A 15,324-nucleotide genomic window follows, 5' to 3' on the forward strand; every position below is an offset into this window, starting at 1 on the left:
TAGCAGCGCTCTGCCCCCTGGCTAGTTGAAATCTGCATCCGATCTATTCCCTCGGCACGGAGCCCTCTCCCTCAGACCCGAGTCCTGGTCGCCGGGCTCGACATTCTTAATTAGGAGTGATCGGTAGGCTCAGGCCCCACCCGACTGAATAGGCGGTATGAGGCTGAGGGGGGGCACGTCACCAGCAGCGCGACTGGACTAGAAGACTGCACCAATAGCTACTACTTTCGACCATTAGGGGCCAGAATCCAGCTTATGGAGCTCCATGCAGACCTCAGTCAGCGGGCGGTGCTCGACACCAATGATCTCAATTGGAACCAAACCCCTATGGCGGGGGTGGAGCGGCGCCTACTTGACCGCAATGGCGGCGAGGTAGCCAGGGCAACCTCGATCGTGCGCTATGCCCCAGGCAGCCACTTCGAGCGCCATCTTCATGGCGGCGGCGAGGAGATCCTGGTGCTGGAGGGCACTTTCTCAGATGAACAAGGCGACTACCCAGCCGGCACCTACCTGCGCAACCCCGCTGGCTCCAGCCATGCTCCATTCAGCGTGGCGGGCTGCACCATTCTGGTCAAGCTGCACCAGATGCACCCGGCAGATCAGCAGCAGCTGGTGATAAACACCCATAAAGAAGCCTGGCTTCCAGGTCTAGTCAGGGGGTTGGATGTGCTGCCTCTGCACGCCTTTGGCTCTGAACAACTAGCCCTAGTGCGATGGGCCCCGGGAACGGTGTTTCAGCCCCACAGCCATCCAGGTGGGGAGGAGATTCTGGTGCTAGTTGGGGTATTCAAGGACGAATACGGCACATATCCGGCTGGCAGCTGGCTGCGCAATCCGCCCGGCAGCGTGCACAGGCCATGGAGCGAAACCGGTTGCACGATCTGGGTTAAGACCGGCCATCTACCGGAGACGATGCCTCCGCAGAGCGCCAGGGTGCACGAATCAAAGCGGTGACGTCCTTCCTGAGACCGAGGCGGGCACGCTGCGCAACCTTGCGGGCTTGATTGCTCACATTTCAATAGAGGTACTTGGCTAGAATGAAACATGCAATACCGATACGGAAAATAGATTCAAATGAGCCCGTTTCCAGCCCTACCCCTTTGGCTTACATGGGCTTTACTTTCAGCAATTTTTGCTAGCGCTTCTGCCGTACTCGGCAAAGTAGGGCTTGAAAACATTGAGGCCGACCTAGCCACCCTTATCCGCACAGTGGTCATATCAATATTCTTGCCGTTGCTAATCATTGCAACCGGCAAATGGAGCAATCCATTTGAACTATCACAACAGACTTGGGTATTCATAACCCTTTCCGGCATTGCCAGTGGCCTGTCTTCGTTCTGCTTTTTTAGGGCCTTGAAACAGGGAGATGCGTCATTAGTGGTGCCCATTGACCGCCTCAGCTTGCTGTTTGTAGCCCTTATCGGATTCGCCTTTCTTGGCGAACGCCCCTCAGCTACTGGCTGGGCAGGACTATTGCTCATCGCCGGAGGAGGATTGCTGCTATCACTAGCCGAATAGATTCCAAAATAGATGATCTTGCTAGCAATAGTCCATCATATTAGCCGCCAAGCTGATAAAATTAGATTTATCATTTCCTGATCCCCAAAACACTCAGGAAGCATCAAAGCCAGAGAGAATGCGGCGCTACTCTTCAGCATTACCCTCAACTTTTCCAAAAACATTACCCCATACATCGCCCTTGATATCCCCCCAAACGCTTCCCTCAACATTGCCATTAACATTACCTAAAACATGGCGACCAACATTTGCGCCAACATCGCGTCCGACATATCCCTCTACACTTCCTTCAACGTCTCCATATATATCGCCGCGAACACTGCCCTGAATACTCCCAACAACATCACCCCAGACGTTTGCATTGACCTGCAGAATCCGAAGCTTGCCGTCTACAAGTCCAAAAGTGACCAGCTTATTGATTTCCTCGATCTCAGACATTCTCTTAGATATCAAGTGAATAGTGGAGCATAGACCATAGAGAGGATTACCTAAACATTATTCACCGTGGCTACGATCCCACTGCAGCGTCAGAGTAGGTTGCTCCACGCAAGCTATTACTAGCGGATGACCAACCAGTTCAGAAGAAACGCAGGCTGATATCAAGCTCCTTAGTAGGGGATAGCGCTCCACCATCGCTGCGTATTCAGGTGAATTGCGATAGGAGTGCTCCAGAAGCCGGTAGTCCTGATCTGGCTGCATCGCACCAGCGGGAGCGCCGTACAGAACCGAAGAGGGCTCCGCCTTGTCCAAGTCCGCTTCAGGCTCGATGGGCCTGAAACCAAATTTTTCGGTTGTCATGGAAATACTGAGTGCGGGCGCTCGGGGTTGCTGCAGAGCGCTCGTACACAAACCTGGCGCAGCTGCAAGCCAATGGAGCCTGCTGTCAGCGGGATCAAACAGAAGCAGCTGCCTTAGTGGCTCAGATGGAGGGCCATAAGCCTCATTTCTAGGCAGACAATCCATAGGCCGCGCCATCAGCCGGATCATTTATTCCCAGCTCCAGGCGCCAATCGCTAATGGACCGCTCCCAGCCCTCCTCCCACCGGGCCGCCATCAAGCAGTGGGCCTGATGGCCGATCGCCATGCCGTGAGCCACCGCCTGGGCTAGTTCCTCATAGCGCTGCAGCTGAAGGCGGAAGCTGGCAAGTTGGCCGGCGGTGGTAAGCAGCACATAGGCGGGAAAGCCGATTTGAGCGGCGGTGATCGCCAGCACGCCGCTTTCGCCTGCTGCTGAGGTGCCAAAGCCAGCCACTACATGGTGGATGTCGTGGGTGGTGGCAACCCGTTGGGTGAGCCATTGGGCCTCGCTATCAATCGGGCGCGGCCGGAAAAATTCCGGGTCGTAGTTGAGCCTGCGGATCAGCTCGGCGTAGCTGCGGCCCAAGCTCCCCACTGGAAGCTGGATCAGCCGCTCGATGTCGGGCTGCAGCGGCGGAAAGCGCTGCTCGAGCATTTCTGCTCCACCAGCCACCGCCTTAAAGCGCCTTATCGAATCGACCATCTGGGGGCTATCGATCATGTTGTCGAGCAGATCGGCTATCGAGTTCAGATCGCCGCCACTGCGACCTATCGCGGCAAGCAGTTTGAGGTTGTTGGCCGCCCGCAGCAGCTCACCAAAGCGCGACATAAACCAATCTCAACTGCCTCCAGCATGACTGATACTTTCCACCTTCACGAGCCAGTGGTGGAGCAGTGGACATAAGGCTCAAGGATTCATACGAGCACGAACCGATCTATTATATTCAACATTCGAGATCATTCCATCTAGTGAGACGTTAATCTCCATTTCCAGAGTGGCCGCTTTGCGTTAAGTCGTCCGGCCAGGATGAACGCCAAGTGACTTGTAACGATATCCCTAGGCTGTATTCATAACCATACGGCTACCACCTCCCCTTAGAGCTGGCCTTGTGGTGCCCTTCACCATGATCCCTGAGCCGCTCAGGCTGGCTCCCACTCAATCTTCACCACATCTAACGGACCGCGGCCGTCGCGATTCAGCTCAGTGGCGGCTCGCAAGGCAGCTTCGTGGGTATGAAAAAGGAAGGCATCAGAAGTGCTATCAACATCGACGAGTCGCTGATCCTCGCCGGCAATGGCCAGAAATGTGCCATCGCTAAGCCGCTTCAGGGCATATCGCTCAGCCTGGGTGCAGTCCATCGGATGGGATGGATCAATCTCGGGAGCCCAAAAATGCATGGCCTCAAGCCCTTGGCCTAATACCCAATCAAGCTAGCCAGGGCTGACGCTGTCGACTACGCCCGGCAGGATCATCTCAAGCACTGCACCTCCTTCAGCCTGGTTGCTCGCCTGGATCCGTCCGCCGTGGGTAACGGCGATCTGCTGCACGATCGACAAGCCCAGGCCACTACCGATCCGGTTACTTCGGGCCCGAGATGGATCACCTCGGTAAAAGCGTTCAAACAGATGGGCTAGGTCTTCTTCGCTAAGCCCGGGTCCCTGATCAGCCACGCTCAGCTGGCACCAATCACCGCGGCGATCAAGGCTGACCCGCACCACCCCACCATCGGGGCTGTAGCGCAGGGCGTTATCAAAAAGGTTGAGCAGGGCCCGGTGCAGGCGGGAATTGTCGCCGCTCAGCTGCAACTGTGCTGGTGCAACAAGCTCAAGAGCTATCTGGCGTTGATCTGCCAGCGGCCGCACGCTGGTCCATACCTGCTCCACCAGCTGGGGCAGATCCACCACCATGGCCCGTGAGGCCGTCCCGGGCAGGGTATTTTCTAGGCGGGAGAGCTCTAGTAGGTCGCCCACCAGCTCCTGCAGCCGCAGCAATTCCCGCTGCAACCGCTCCACTAGTCGCGCATTCTGGCTATTTACCTGGGCAGCGAGGCTATCGCCCACCAGCAGCAGGGCGGTGAGGGGGGTTTTCAATTCATGGGCCACATCACTAACCCAGCGCTCCTGCTGCTCGAGCTGGGCATCAAGGGAGCGGCGGCTCTGCAGTTGCACCACCAACCAGCCATCTCGTCCCGGCACCACCATGGCGTCTAGGTCATGGCCGCCAGAGTGCAATTCGAGCCGCTGGGGTCGATCCTGGCGGCGGGCAATGCGGATGCTGCTGGCTAGGCCTGGATCTGGGCAGACATCACCGAAGGGCTGGCTGAGCAACAGGCGGCCGGCATCAAGCTGCAAGATCCGCTCCGCCCTTGGGTTGATATGGCCGATCAGGCCCTGGCGATCCAGCAGGATCCAGCCAATGGCGGCGGAATCCATCCAGCTCAGCAGCTGCCGGGCTGGGGGCAGGGGGCGGTTCAGGCCAGCTCGACGCCGCCAGGAGGGCACTCCAAGGCTGATAAGTGGGCTGGCAAGCAGGCCTAGCCCTATCCCCAGGCTCAACGCGAGCAGCAGCTCAAGGGCTCTAGCCAAAGCGATAACCAAAACCCCGCACCGTAATCAGATGCACCGGGGCTGATGGACTCTCCTCCAACTTCTCCCGCAACCAGCGGATGTGCACATCAACGGTTTTGCTGTCGCCGATGTAGTCGATACCCCAAAGTTGCTCCAGCAGCTGATCGCGGCTCCAGACCCGCCGTGGATTTTGCATAAACAGCTCCAGTAATCGATATTCCTTCGGCGATAGGTTTACCTCCACTCCGTCCCGCGTCACCCGGCATTCGTCCTGGTAGATGCAGAGGTTGGCGTGCTCCAGCACCTTGGCCCGGCTGGTCTGGCTAGATGAGCGCCGCAGCAGGGCCCGGCACCTGGCCACCAGCTCCCGCATGCCAAAGGGTTTGACCAGGTAGTCGTCGGCACCCACCTCGAGCCCCAGCACCCGGTCGGTTTCGGTATCGCGGGCACTCACCACCAGGATCGGCGTTTGGTTGCTGTGTTGACGCAGCTGCCGGCAAACATCCAGCCCGCCCATTCCCGGCAGCATCAAATCCAGCACCACCAGGGAAAATTGTTGGCCATCGGGCGCCTGCTGCAGCATTTGCAGGGCGTCGCGGCCATTGCCACAGGCCTGGACGCTGAACCCCTCCAGCTCCAGGGCTTCGCGAATCGTTTCGCGAATCGTTTCGTCGTCTTCGACTACGAGCAAGGAAGGCTGCATGTCGCCATTCTCGCCGGCCAGCTCAACCCCCCAGAACGTTGCTTCAACCACAGCGGTAACCCTGGCCGCGAATCGTGGTGATCAAGCTGGGTTGGGCGGGATTCTCTTCCAACTTGAGGCGCAGCCAGCGGATATGCACATCCACGGTCTTGGGATCGAGCTCCACGGCCTCGCTTTCTCCCCACACCCGAGCCAGCAGCTCATCGCGACTCCAGATCCGGTGTGGATGCTTCAAAAAGAAGTGAAGTAGTCGAAATTCCCGTGGCGACAGGCTCACCTCGGCACCATCGCGGCACACCCGGTGTTCCTCCACAAGCATGGAAACCCGGCCGCAGCGCAGGGAAAGCGAGCTTTCCGAGCCGAGTTGGTGGCGGCGCACCAGGGCACGGCAGCGGGCCAGGCATTCCGCCAGTCCAAAGGGACTGGGCAGCACGTCATCGGCGCCGTCTTCGAGGCCCCGTACCCGGTCGGTCTCGGAGACTCCAGGGCATAGCAGCAGCACAGGAATCGGCGTGCGGGCCGAGCGCAACTGGCGGCACAGCTGCCGGGCTGTTTCGCCCAGGCTGCCATCCAGCACAAGCAAATCCCAGTTGAAACTTGGCCCCAACTTGGAGGTCGCCTGCTGTGCATCAGTGCAAACGGTTACTTCGTAGCCCTCATCGCCAAGCTTTTGATGCAGGCAGGTGGCTGCGGTGCAGTCGGAGTAAACGAGCAACAGCCGTATGGACGGCTGATTCATCGATGCTGGTTGCGCTGCTGGGGGAGATGGCTCACCACCAGTCGCCGCTGGCTATCGATGTGGAGCCAGCCCTCTTCGCGCAAGGCGCCGAGAATCCGGGTCACGGTGACCCGGGTGGTGCTGAGGGTGCTGGCCAGCTCCTGGTGGGTGAGCTTCACTTGAAGTCGCAGGCCCTGTTCACAGGGCTGGCCGTAGTCGTTGGCGAGCAGCTCTAGGAACCCGCGCACCCGATCTTCGATGCGGCGCAGGCCGAGCAGGGCGAGCAGGGCCTCACTTTGGCGGTAGCGAGAGGCCATGCCCTGAAGCAGGCCCATAGCCAGATTGGGCGAGCGCTGAATTTCGTCGCAGCTGACGCAGAGCAGGTCGCTGTCCACCAAGGTGTTGGCGGAGTAGGCCTCAACATTGGTGAGGGGATCGCCGAAGGGCTCGTTAGGGCCGGCTAATCCCAACAGCAACTCATCACCATGGATCGAAATCGCGGTGAGTTTCACCATGCCTCGCACCACCAGCCAAACGCTGCGCTTGAGCAGGGGCACCTGGCTTCCCGCCGCAAGGTGCACCAGGCTGCGCTTCTCGTAGCTGGTCTCAAGCAGATCGCGGAAGCTATCGCTGCGACCCGGCTGAAGAGAGGGCGTGAACACCATCGAGGAGCAAGCCAGTGGGCTGGCACAACGCTATGGAGGCAGCTGCGCCGCCAAGCAAAGGCTCGGTAGTCCCGGGTTTAAGACCCGGTTAGGGCTGGGGCGCCACCAGAGCGCGGCGCAACGGATCAACGAGGCCTGAGCGTTTTGGATGCAGAGGATCTCAGCAAACTCCAACCCAACAATCTCCAGCTCAACAATCTCCAAGCGGGAACCGGGGACCATGCCCATCGCGCCCGGTGCTGGCGACCATGGCTAGACGCTACCTAAAAGGAACCCAAGGGAGTTCGTTGGAACGATGAGCTTTGAGGTTGTTGTTTCGGCAGCGGACCTGCTCGATGAATCCATACCTACGGGGCCTTTAAATGAATGTGGAACAACCTCCATTCCCACCATGGGCATCCCACCCGTTCACCCCAATGAGAGCAACCCAAGGCAGGGCGCTCAATCCACCAATGATCTGAGTCCAGAGTGCTGCGCCATTCTCGAGCGCATTCCTGGGGCAGGGCTGAAAGGGCCGGGCTATCCGGAAAATGTATTGGGCCAGCTGATGCACAGCCCAGAGTTGCTGGCCCCCTTCCTGAATTGGTGGGTCAGCAGCAAGAGCTCGATGGCGTTCGGTGAGCGGCAGCAGGAGTTGGTCATCCTGCGGATTGGCTGCCTCTATGCAAGCGATTACGTCTGGAAGCACCACGTTCCAGTGGCCCAAGAGTTTGGTGCCAGCGATGAGGAAATTGAAGCGGTGCGGGTCGGGCGCTTTGAGGCTTTCAGCGGCCTCGAGAGGGCCTTGCTCACCTTGACAGAAGCCATGGTGGAAGAGCGCACCGTATCGGCTGAACTTTGGGCTGCATACGGCAGCCAATTAAGCGCCCAGCAGGTGGTGGATCTGATCGGTTTGGTTTCCCAGTACGTCCTGTTCGCCCTTACCAACAACGTGTTGCAGGTGCCGATTGAAGCATCGATGCCCTCTGTACCCGGGCTGACCTAATCAAATAAAATCACCACTAGTGCAGTCTAGCCTCGTTTAGCTGAGGCATTGCTGGTCACGATGCAGACTTAATCGCGAGGAAAGTTAATGGCCCCAGGAACAACAGTTGTGGTGGGAGCTGCCCACGGCATCGGTGCGGCAATCGCCCGTCGTGTCGCCCGGGAAGCCTGGACCAACAGGCTCGTGATCGCTGGCATTTCCGACGCGTCAATGGATGCTCTGGCGAACGAATTGCGCCGTGATGATCTGCCGGTGGATGTGGTGCACGTTGACCTCACCGATCAAACCTCCATTGCAACGCTTGTGGCTGCCACTGCAGAGGCCGAGCGCGTGGCGATCGCGGCGGGGGTCTACACCAGCGCTCCTGCCTTGGAAACCACCCGCGAGCAGATCGACAACGTTATGGCAATTAATTTATTTGGGGTGTTCTTTACTGCCCAAGGCTATGCCCGCGAAATGTTGGGCCGCGGCTCTGGGTCCATTGTGGCGATTGGATCCATCTCCGGGCGGTTTCCGCGCGTGGGACAGGTTGCCTATGGAGCAGCCAAGGCCGGCATGCGCCATGCGTTGCGCATCCTTGCGCTTGAAACCGTGCCCATGGGAGTTCGCATCAATGTGATCTCGCCCGGAGCGACGGAGTCGGACATGATGCACAAACTGATGGCGGATCACCCAAATCTTGATGATCTAGCCGCCGGCAGCTTGACGTCATTTCGGCCAGCCATACCGGATGGACATGTGGGTCGCCCTGAGCAGGTGGCTGCGGCGACCGCCTTTTTGTTATCTCCTGATTCGGCGCATATTGCCTTTCATGATCTCTACATCGATGGTGGCGAGACCCTGGGGATCTAAGCCCCTCACTTCTTATTGGCTGGATCAACATCGTCTTGTCACCTGGAACGGCCTTACCAAGGGCCATCAGGGCTCCTCCCCACCTGAATGCAACGCACCAGGCCCGCAAAAAGGCGGGGGTGGGTCTGCACAAAGCCGTCGATGGCCTGGCTAGCGAAGTCCGATGGATCGCTTGGAAGGTGGGTCATGGCCCCGGTTATGCAGCATCCGTTGGCAAGGCGATAGGACCCCGCAGGATCCAGAGACGGCTGCCCTGCTGCCAGAGCAGCCAAAGCTCATCACCGCTGCGCAGGGAGCGGCCATGCAGCTCAGCCAGGGATAGGGACGCCGCCGCCGTGACGGGAACCTGACGCACCGAGACTCCCGGTGGCACGGCGCCCAGGTTCGGCGGCCAGGGCTTCTCCACTCCCCCCGTCCAAAGGTCTTCCAGGGACCGCGACTGGGCCGGGAGCAGCCACCACTGGCGCCGTTGCACCGCCACCAGGGCTTGGCTTGGCGGATCCTGGGGCCATTCGCCCCGGGCCACCAGGCGAACCAGCGCGAAGGCCGCCCCCGGCTGAGGCGGCAGCCCATCAGCCGGGCTGGGTGCACCCCTGCCCAGGCGCAGCGGCCCGGGCCCCCTGGCCTCGGGCTCTGTGGGCAGGCTGGAAGGCGGCGGCGGCGGCGGCGGCAGGGCCGAGAGGCCCTGCAGGGGAATCACTGGAAGCGCCGCGGCCGCGGCCTGCTGGTTGGGCAGGCGACTCCAGCGCAGCAGGGTGGGGGTGTCGTCGGGGGTGGCGATGCGCCCGGAGCGCCGGCCATCAGGCGCTGGGGGCACCAGGGCCAGCAGCAGCCATGCCTGACAGAGACCGGCGGCGATCAGGGCAGGTGCCCAGCGCCGCACCATCGGCTCAGCCAGCTTTGGGTGTAGGTGCAGGAAGTTGGATTTCAAGGTGCAATGGCAAGGAATCGAGCTGGCTGAGCAGGCGGCGCACGTCGCCCCAGGGGGTGTCGGGATCGGGCACGATCCGCAAGCGATTCGCCCTGCTGCGCAGGGCCGGAGCGGCAAGCAAGCGCCGCAGCTCGGCGGCGGCAATGGGCTGGTTCCATAGCCTCAGGCCACCGTCAGCAGCGAGGTGCAGGCTGATTACCCCCTGGGCCAACGGGCGCTGCAGCCTCACCTGGGGCAGCAGCAGCAGGCCCAGGGAAAAGGCGCATAGGGCCGTTGCCAGCAGTGCATGGGAGAAGGGTTGCAGCAGCCAGGCTTGCTTCACCGCATTCCTCCCGGCCACTCCACCAGCACCGGCAAGCGGGAGTGGTGCTGCAACCAATCGAGAGAGGCGGCCACCTCAGCGCTGGCTAAGCCAGCCGAGGGCTGGAAACGCACAGCCACAACCGCGGGCGGGCGAGCCTGCAGTTGGCGAAGCAGGCCCTCATCCGCTTGGGGGGCACCGTTGAGAATCCAGCGGCCGGATGCGGCGCGGGCCACAACCAACACATCACCGCCGCCAACGGCGGGCTCGGGGTGCACTCTCAGGTTGGCTTGCTGCACCAGGCTGGGCAGGGCAGCAACTGCCAGCAACACGGTGATGCTGGTTGCCACCAGGGGCACCAAGGCGGTTAAGAGCCCTGGTTGTGCGGCGCTTGACTGCTGCATCAGGGGTTGGCGCAATGACGCAGCTGCCAGCGGCGCAGCCCCTGGTTGAGCAAGAGCAAAGCCATCGCCACAAAAGTGATCTGCAGACCAAGCAGGGTGGGAAGCAACACGTCGCCGTAGCCGGCCAAGGGAGCGCCGGGCGGCAGCAGCAGCTGGCTTCCTAGTTGCTTCAGCACCGCCATTAAGCCAGCCGTCGTGCCGATCAGGCCCAGCAGCGGAGCCAGCACCACTGCTGCCTGCAACAAGGGCTCACCCCAAGTCATCTGGTGGTCACAGTCGTCAAGCAACTGAAGGCGCAGCTCCGCTGAGGGCGCCTGCGCCAGCGCCGTACGCAGCTGCCGCCAGGAACGGCGACCACGGGCAAACCAGCGCCACCAAAATGCACAGCGATCAAATCCCACGGTGAATACCGCCACGGATAAAACCAGCAGGGGCACAGCTACCGGACCGCATGCCTTCCACAGAGACAGGAAGGAAGCCATAGCTCTTGCCGAATGGGGCGAGGATATGGAGCGATTGGGGCCGCCGCCTGTATCGCCCCTGCTTGACATGGGCTCGGGCGCTTGCACGGCTTAAAGATTGATCTGATTAAAGATTGATCGGCTCCACTCCGCTCACCACCGGCGCCACGGCGCTCAGCGCCAGTTGCGGGTGCTCCTCCGCCAGCTGACCCAGGTTCCAGCTGTTCTTGAACAGCAGCACCGGCCGGTTCCAGGCATCCCGCACCGTCTTGCAATTAAAGATCCGCCCCACCTGCTCCAGCGCTGGCCAGCCGCCGGCCACCCAGCGAGCTACCGCAAAACCGAGCGGTTCAAGCCGCGTCTGCACTCCGTATTCGTGCTCAAGCCGGTATTGCACTACCTCCAGTTGCAGCTGGCCCACAGCCGCCAGAATCGGATCGCGCTTGCTTTCATCTGTGTCGTAGAGGATTTGCACCGCTCCCTCCTCGCGCAGCTCATTGACGCCCTTGCGGAAACTTTTGAACGCCGATGGGTTGGGGTTACGCAACCAGGCAAATATTTCCGGTGAGAAGCAAGGAATACCCTCGTATTCCACCTTCTGGCCCAGATAAAGGGTGTCGCCAATGGCGAACATGCCCGGGTTATTGAGGCCGATCACATCGCCGGGGTAGGCGTCCTCCACCACTTCCCGGTCCTGGCCGAACAGCTTCTGGGGGCGCGATAGGCGAATGGCCTTGCCGGTGCGGGCGTGCTGCACCGTCATGTCCTTTTCAAACTTGCCGCTGCACACCCGCACAAAGGCCACCCGGTCGCGGTGGCGCGGATCCATGTTGGCCTGCAGCTTGAATACAAAGCCGCTGAAACCGGGGCCGATCGGATCGATCTCACCGGCATTGCTGGCGCGGCCCACCGGCTTCTGGGCAAGCTCCAAAAAGGCATCAAGAAACGGCCGCACGCCGAAGTTGGTCATGGCCGAACCAAAGAAAACAGGGGAGAGCTCACCGGCGTGCACCAGCTCCAGGTCGAGGTCGGCACCAGCCCCCTCCAGCAACTCCAGTTCCTCAAGGGCCTGAGCCAGGAGCTCCGGCTCCACAGCCCCCGTATCGCGGGCTTCCTGCACCGTGAGCAGCTTTTCCTCGCTCTGGCGGCCGCGCTCGGCGCGCTGAAACAGGATCACCTCGTGGCTGCGGCGATCGATCACACCGCGAAAGCGATCGCCGCTGCCGATCGGCCAGTTCACCGGCCAGCAGGCCAGGCCTAGCTCCTGCTCGATCTCATCGAGCAGCTCCAGGGGCTCGCGCCCCGGCCGATCCATCTTGTTGATGAAGGTGAAAATCGGGATGCGCCGCATGCGGCACACCTCAAACAATTTGCGCGTCTGGGGCTCCAGGCCCTTGGCCGCGTCTTCCAGCATCACCGCGTTGTCGGCGGCGGCCAGGGTGCGATAGGTGTCTTCTGAGAAGTCCTGGTGGCCGGGGGTATCCAGCAGGTTGATCGTGCTGCCCGCATAGTCGAACTGCAGCACCGTTGAGGTGATCGAGATGCCGCGCTGCTTCTCCAGCTCCATCCAGTCGGAGGTGACCTTGCGCTGCTCCCCTTTGGCCTTCACGGCGCCGGCCTGCTGGATCGCTCCCCCGTAGAGCAGCAGTTTCTCGGTGAGGGTGGTCTTGCCCGCGTCTGGGTGGGAGATGATCGCAAAATTGCGGCGGCGACTCACCGCCTCGGCGAGGGCCTGCAGTTCTGGAGTGCTGGTGGCGTGGGGATCGTTCAAACCGCTCTGGGGGGCCGATTCGGTGCTGGGCATCGGCACAGCCTGACAGGCAAGAGCCAGCTCACGCCCAGCTGGCTAGCCCCCAGCCTCCTACTGGCAATAGCCCTCGCCGGCTCAGGCTGCTCCGCTCCGGAAAATCATCGCGCCAGCTCAACCATGGCGCTGATCCGGAACCGAGGGCAGCTGATCTGCGGCGTTGAGGGCACGATGCCAGGCTTCAGTTGGCTGAGCCCCAGCAACCGGGAACAGGGGCTAGATGCGGACCTCTGCCGCGCCGTAGCGGCCTCCCTGCTGGGGGATGGGGAGCGGGTGCGCTTTATTCACCTCAGTGCCGCCGAGCGGTTCACGGCGCTGGGGAGCGGCGAGGTGGACCTCTTGGCCCGCAACACCTCGATCAGCCTGAGCCGGGATGCGGCAGGGGGGAACGCCATCAGCTTTGGGCCCATCGTCTATTACGACAGCCAGGGGTTGCTGGTGCCGGTGGCCAGCGGTGTCCGTGCCGCCGCCGATCTGGCAGGCCAACCCATCTGCGTGGTGACGGGCACCACGACGGAGCAAAACCTGGCGGACTGGGGACGGCGCAACAGCATCGCCATCACCCCGCTCAAATTCCAAACCCACGACCAGAGCCTCACCGCCTACCTGCAGGGCCGCTGCACAGCCGTGACCAGCAGCAGGGCACTGCTGGCAGCCCGCCGCAGCACCTTCCACAATCCCCAGGCGCACAAGCTGCTGAAGGAGGAGCTCAGCCAGGAACCCCTAGCTCCAGCCACCCGCCAGGGAGATCCCGGATGGGCCGATGCGGTGCGCTGGATCGTCTACGCCCTTATCCGCGCGGAGGAGTTGGGCCTGACCCAGGCAAACCTGAAGGCGGAAGCGGCGGCAGCACAGCGCGATCCCCGCCGACTGGAGCAGCGCCGGTTTCTGGGAGTGGGGGCCGACCTTGGCCGCCAGCTGGAGCTACCCGCGGATTTCGGCGCCCGAGCGGTGTCTGCGGTTGGAAACTACGGCGAATTGTTTGAGCGCCATCTGGGGCCGAACACCCGCCTGGGATTACCGCGAGGTCGGCAACGGCTGGTCGACGATGGCGGTTGGATCCAGGCGCCACCCTTCCGCTGAAAACCACGAAGCGTCTTCAGGTGGGAGGGTCAGGAAAGGGGGGCAAAAAGTATCACCGCTAGCGCTGGCCCCCTGGACAACCACGATCCCAAAAGCGTTAAATCATTTTAACTACGCATCAGCACGACAGGATGTCGTGCCCCAGGCGAATGATTAGGTAGACATGGAGAACTTGATTGGCGTGCAAGAGCAGGTAGACCTTGTACGAGAGTGCGAAACCGATTTATTTTATGGAGCGATATTCATGGCTTTATGTCGAAGTCGGGTTTGATCTCGTGGCAAACGCCGAGCACGCCTACGACCTTGCCGTCCTTACCTATCCAGGGCGTTTTCAGCGTCTCAACATAAACTTTCTTTCCATCAGGATAAACCAACTATTCATTGTTTGGAGTGGGTTTACCACTAGCCAGCATGGCTTTGTCATACGACTGGAAGGATTTGGCCATTTCTTCTGGGAAGAGATCTAAATCGGTCTTGCCAATGAGTTGATCGAGCGGCTTGCCGAGCAAATTGGACCATGCGGTGTTGCCACCGCGATAAATGCCTTGCGTGTCCTTGTAGAAGATTATGTCCGGAATGGAATTCATCGCAGTGGTGATGGTTTCGAGTTGGGCCATAGGGTTGGCACCGGCGGACAATATGTACGTAGGGGAGACCCTGCAATAGGTTTGCCCTCTGTTGCTTATCACAGGGGAACATAGATAACCCCTGAGCAGGGAAACAGCCCCTAAAAGACACACCCACCGTTCGCGAAGTCTTCTCAGTTACCGAAGGCATCTCGAAGTGAAGGATTTGAGCATGCGCCTTGTTTGTCATCGATCAAGACAACGCCTAGACCAGTCGGCCCCAAACCTCTAGGTAGCGCTCCTGCCGCGGCGCCACCTGGAGCTGGGCGGCCAGCCCGGCCTGCTCCAGCTGCTGTTCAACCTCCACCACCGTGAAGGCCGCATGCAGGGACGCGCGATAGTCGCGCCGCAGCACCTCCGGGGCGCTCGCCATCTCGGCGGCCACCAGGCCCTCAACTGCCTCGCCGTTATCGGGCCGGCGCAGGTCTTGGACATAAACAAAGGCCCCAGGGGCGCCGAGCTGGGCCACCGTCTGCCAAAGCGCCGCCGGATCATGCAGGTGGTGCAACAGGCTGTTGCTCAACACCGCCGAGAAGCGGGCTTCAAGCTCGCCTGCGGCAGCAAGGGGCAGCAGCGCCTGCTTAAAGCGCAGCCGAGCCGCCAGATCCGGCGACGCTCCGGCCAGGCGCTCGCGCGCCACCGCAAGCATCCGTGGCGCCCCGTCGAGCCCCAAAACCTTTGCAGCAGGCCAGCGATCGGCCAAAAGCAAGCTGATGTTGCCCGGGCCGCAACCCAGATCCACCAAGGCCGTGCCGGGATCTTCACCGCATAGCTGGGCCAGCCGCTCCACCATCGCCGCATCGGAGGCGGTGAAATCGGCCTGGGCATAGGCCAGCACCTGGCCTACCTCGTCCATCAGCTCCGGCTCCGGAATGCGCTGCATCAAATTCAGGATTTCCAAATC

At 61.0% G+C, this 15,324-nt stretch carries 21 protein-coding genes; 5 read left to right on the top strand and 16 right to left on the bottom strand.

Annotated elements, in window-relative coordinates; translation table 11 throughout:
- Window positions 1-255 precede the first annotated feature (255 nt).
- A complete protein-coding gene (locus KBY99_RS13540; RefSeq protein ID WP_254999573.1) occupies window positions 256-954 on the top strand; it encodes a cupin domain-containing protein in 699 nt (232 codons plus the stop codon).
- A 120-nt stretch (window positions 955-1,074) separates the two neighbouring features.
- Window positions 1,075-1,518, top strand: a complete 444-nt coding sequence (locus tag KBY99_RS13545) for an EamA family transporter (protein WP_254999574.1) — start codon at window positions 1,075-1,077, stop codon at window positions 1,516-1,518.
- Window positions 1,519-1,644: 126 nt separating this feature from the next.
- Here KBY99_RS13545 and KBY99_RS13550 read toward each other — a convergent pair whose 3' ends face one another.
- The 8 genes from KBY99_RS13550 to KBY99_RS13585 form a co-directional block, all read right to left on the bottom strand.
- Window positions 1,645-1,956 carry a hypothetical protein gene (locus tag KBY99_RS13550; RefSeq protein WP_254999575.1) on the bottom strand — a complete coding sequence of 104 codons (312 nt, stop codon included), beginning with the start codon at window positions 1,954-1,956 and terminating at the stop codon, window positions 1,645-1,647.
- Window positions 1,957-2,013: 57 nt separating this feature from the next.
- Window positions 2,014-2,316, bottom strand: coding sequence for a hypothetical protein (locus KBY99_RS13555; protein WP_254999576.1), 303 nt, complete (start codon window positions 2,314-2,316; stop codon window positions 2,014-2,016).
- 148 nt (window positions 2,317-2,464) lie between these two features.
- Window positions 2,465-3,145 carry a Coq4 family protein gene (locus tag KBY99_RS13560; protein WP_254999577.1) on the bottom strand — a complete coding sequence of 227 codons (681 nt, stop codon included), beginning with the start codon at window positions 3,143-3,145 and terminating at the stop codon, window positions 2,465-2,467.
- Between the two features lie 311 nt (window positions 3,146-3,456).
- The gene (locus KBY99_RS13565) at window positions 3,457-3,714 is read right to left on the bottom strand and encodes a hypothetical protein (RefSeq protein WP_254999578.1); all 258 of its coding nucleotides are present in this window, start codon (window positions 3,712-3,714) and stop codon (window positions 3,457-3,459) included.
- Window positions 3,715-3,747: 33 nt separating this feature from the next.
- Window positions 3,748-4,749, bottom strand: coding sequence for a sensor histidine kinase (locus tag KBY99_RS13570; RefSeq protein ID WP_254999580.1), 1,002 nt, complete (start codon window positions 4,747-4,749; stop codon window positions 3,748-3,750).
- Window positions 4,750-4,894: 145 nt separating this feature from the next.
- Window positions 4,895-5,587: a response regulator transcription factor gene (locus KBY99_RS13575; protein WP_254999619.1), complete on the bottom strand. Its 693-nt coding sequence runs from the start codon at window positions 5,585-5,587 to the stop codon at window positions 4,895-4,897.
- 43 nt (window positions 5,588-5,630) lie between these two features.
- Window positions 5,631-6,326, bottom strand: coding sequence for a winged helix-turn-helix domain-containing protein (locus KBY99_RS13580; RefSeq protein WP_254999582.1), 696 nt, complete (start codon window positions 6,324-6,326; stop codon window positions 5,631-5,633).
- The gene (locus tag KBY99_RS13585; RefSeq protein WP_254999584.1) at window positions 6,323-6,970 is read right to left on the bottom strand and encodes a Crp/Fnr family transcriptional regulator; all 648 of its coding nucleotides are present in this window, start codon (window positions 6,968-6,970) and stop codon (window positions 6,323-6,325) included. The genes KBY99_RS13580 and KBY99_RS13585 overlap by 4 nt, the downstream gene beginning before the upstream one ends.
- Window positions 6,971-7,265: 295 nt before the next feature.
- Between KBY99_RS13585 and KBY99_RS13590 the strand changes: the two genes are divergently transcribed.
- Together KBY99_RS13590 and KBY99_RS13595 are read left to right on the top strand one after the other, a co-directional pair.
- Window positions 7,266-7,955 (top strand): carboxymuconolactone decarboxylase family protein, encoded by a 690-nt coding sequence (locus KBY99_RS13590; RefSeq protein ID WP_254999586.1) that lies wholly within the window; start codon window positions 7,266-7,268, stop codon window positions 7,953-7,955.
- Between the two features lie 87 nt (window positions 7,956-8,042).
- A complete protein-coding gene (locus tag KBY99_RS13595) occupies window positions 8,043-8,807 on the top strand; it encodes an SDR family NAD(P)-dependent oxidoreductase (RefSeq protein WP_254999587.1) in 765 nt (254 codons plus the stop codon).
- A gap of 53 nt (window positions 8,808-8,860) precedes the next feature.
- On the opposite strand, the gene KBY99_RS13600 is transcribed toward KBY99_RS13595, so the two are convergent.
- The 6 genes from KBY99_RS13600 to KBY99_RS13625 all read right to left on the bottom strand — a co-directional run bounded on the left by KBY99_RS13600 (window position 8,861) and on the right by KBY99_RS13625 (window position 12,708).
- Complete coding sequence (locus tag KBY99_RS13600; RefSeq protein WP_254999588.1) at window positions 8,861-8,995, bottom strand: hypothetical protein; 135 nt, start codon at window positions 8,993-8,995, stop codon at window positions 8,861-8,863.
- Window positions 8,996-9,003: 8 nt separating this feature from the next.
- Window positions 9,004-9,693, bottom strand: a complete 690-nt coding sequence (locus KBY99_RS13605) for a hypothetical protein (protein WP_254999589.1) — start codon at window positions 9,691-9,693, stop codon at window positions 9,004-9,006.
- Window positions 9,694-9,697: 4 nt separating this feature from the next.
- Window positions 9,698-10,060, bottom strand: coding sequence for an ExbD/TolR family protein (locus tag KBY99_RS13610; RefSeq protein ID WP_106633011.1), 363 nt, complete (start codon window positions 10,058-10,060; stop codon window positions 9,698-9,700).
- Window positions 10,057-10,443, bottom strand: a complete 387-nt coding sequence (locus KBY99_RS13615) for a hypothetical protein (protein ID WP_254999591.1) — start codon at window positions 10,441-10,443, stop codon at window positions 10,057-10,059. Before KBY99_RS13615 ends, KBY99_RS13610 begins: the two co-directional genes overlap by 4 nt.
- A complete protein-coding gene (locus tag KBY99_RS13620) occupies window positions 10,443-10,925 on the bottom strand; it encodes a MotA/TolQ/ExbB proton channel family protein (protein ID WP_254999592.1) in 483 nt (160 codons plus the stop codon). Before KBY99_RS13620 ends, KBY99_RS13615 begins: the two co-directional genes overlap by 1 nt.
- A gap of 106 nt (window positions 10,926-11,031) precedes the next feature.
- Entirely contained in the window at window positions 11,032-12,708 is a 1,677-nt protein-coding gene (locus KBY99_RS13625; RefSeq protein WP_254999593.1) for a peptide chain release factor 3, read from the bottom strand.
- A 123-nt stretch (window positions 12,709-12,831) separates the two neighbouring features.
- On the opposite strand from KBY99_RS13625, the gene KBY99_RS13630 reads away from it, so the two are divergent.
- Window positions 12,832-13,794, top strand: coding sequence for an amino acid ABC transporter substrate-binding protein (locus KBY99_RS13630; RefSeq protein WP_254999594.1), 963 nt, complete (start codon window positions 12,832-12,834; stop codon window positions 13,792-13,794).
- A 374-nt stretch (window positions 13,795-14,168) separates the two neighbouring features.
- On the opposite strand, the gene KBY99_RS13635 is transcribed toward KBY99_RS13630, so the two are convergent.
- Both KBY99_RS13635 and KBY99_RS13640 read right to left on the bottom strand, forming a co-directional pair.
- Window positions 14,169-14,411, bottom strand: a complete 243-nt coding sequence (locus tag KBY99_RS13635; protein ID WP_254999595.1) for a PAS domain-containing protein — start codon at window positions 14,409-14,411, stop codon at window positions 14,169-14,171.
- A gap of 214 nt (window positions 14,412-14,625) precedes the next feature.
- Entirely contained in the window at window positions 14,626-15,303 is a 678-nt protein-coding gene (locus tag KBY99_RS13640) for a class I SAM-dependent methyltransferase (RefSeq protein WP_254999596.1), read from the bottom strand.
- Window positions 15,304-15,324 lie beyond the last annotated feature (21 nt).

Origin of the sequence: Cyanobium sp. Maggiore-St4-Cus (assembly GCF_024345615.1) — a bacterium.
GTDB classification, from domain to species: Bacteria; Cyanobacteriota; Cyanobacteriia; order PCC-6307; family Cyanobiaceae; genus Cyanobium_A; species Cyanobium_A usitatum.

What these genes read in the sequence shown, in the direction of transcription:
- KBY99_RS13575 (WP_254999619.1), bottom strand. Translation starts at nt 5,587, where the DNA reads ATGCAGCCTTCCTTGCTCGTAGTCGAAGACGACGAAACGATTCGCGAA.
- KBY99_RS13595 (WP_254999587.1), top strand. Translation starts at nt 8,043, where the DNA reads ATGGCCCCAGGAACAACAGTTGTGGTGGGAGCTGCCCACGGCATCGGT.
- KBY99_RS13545 (WP_254999574.1), top strand. Translation starts at nt 1,075, where the DNA reads ATGAGCCCGTTTCCAGCCCTACCCCTTTGGCTTACATGGGCTTTACTT.
- KBY99_RS13540 (WP_254999573.1), top strand. Translation starts at nt 256, where the DNA reads ATGGAGCTCCATGCAGACCTCAGTCAGCGGGCGGTGCTCGACACCAAT.
- KBY99_RS13585 (WP_254999584.1), bottom strand. Translation starts at nt 6,970, where the DNA reads ATGGTGTTCACGCCCTCTCTTCAGCCGGGTCGCAGCGATAGCTTCCGC.
- KBY99_RS13580 (WP_254999582.1), bottom strand. Translation starts at nt 6,326, where the DNA reads ATGAATCAGCCGTCCATACGGCTGTTGCTCGTTTACTCCGACTGCACC.
- KBY99_RS13605 (WP_254999589.1), bottom strand. Translation starts at nt 9,693, where the DNA reads ATGGTGCGGCGCTGGGCACCTGCCCTGATCGCCGCCGGTCTCTGTCAG.
- KBY99_RS13600 (WP_254999588.1), bottom strand. Translation starts at nt 8,995, where the DNA reads ATGACCCACCTTCCAAGCGATCCATCGGACTTCGCTAGCCAGGCCATC.
- KBY99_RS13550 (WP_254999575.1), bottom strand. Translation starts at nt 1,956, where the DNA reads ATGTCTGAGATCGAGGAAATCAATAAGCTGGTCACTTTTGGACTTGTA.
- KBY99_RS13635 (WP_254999595.1), bottom strand. Translation starts at nt 14,411, where the DNA reads ATGGCCCAACTCGAAACCATCACCACTGCGATGAATTCCATTCCGGAC.
- KBY99_RS13555 (WP_254999576.1), bottom strand. Translation starts at nt 2,316, where the DNA reads ATGACAACCGAAAAATTTGGTTTCAGGCCCATCGAGCCTGAAGCGGAC.
- KBY99_RS13570 (WP_254999580.1), bottom strand. Translation starts at nt 4,749, where the DNA reads ATGGATTCCGCCGCCATTGGCTGGATCCTGCTGGATCGCCAGGGCCTG.
- KBY99_RS13560 (WP_254999577.1), bottom strand. Translation starts at nt 3,145, where the DNA reads ATGTCGCGCTTTGGTGAGCTGCTGCGGGCGGCCAACAACCTCAAACTG.
- KBY99_RS13615 (WP_254999591.1), bottom strand. Translation starts at nt 10,443, where the DNA reads ATGCAGCAGTCAAGCGCCGCACAACCAGGGCTCTTAACCGCCTTGGTG.
- KBY99_RS13620 (WP_254999592.1), bottom strand. Translation starts at nt 10,925, where the DNA reads ATGGCTTCCTTCCTGTCTCTGTGGAAGGCATGCGGTCCGGTAGCTGTG.
- KBY99_RS13625 (WP_254999593.1), bottom strand. Translation starts at nt 12,708, where the DNA reads ATGCCCAGCACCGAATCGGCCCCCCAGAGCGGTTTGAACGATCCCCAC.
- KBY99_RS13630 (WP_254999594.1), top strand. Translation starts at nt 12,832, where the DNA reads ATGGCGCTGATCCGGAACCGAGGGCAGCTGATCTGCGGCGTTGAGGGC.
- KBY99_RS13565 (WP_254999578.1), bottom strand. Translation starts at nt 3,714, where the DNA reads ATGCATTTTTGGGCTCCCGAGATTGATCCATCCCATCCGATGGACTGC.
- KBY99_RS13640 (WP_254999596.1), bottom strand. Translation starts at nt 15,303, where the DNA reads ATGCAGCGCATTCCGGAGCCGGAGCTGATGGACGAGGTAGGCCAGGTG.
- KBY99_RS13590 (WP_254999586.1), top strand. Translation starts at nt 7,266, where the DNA reads ATGAGCTTTGAGGTTGTTGTTTCGGCAGCGGACCTGCTCGATGAATCC.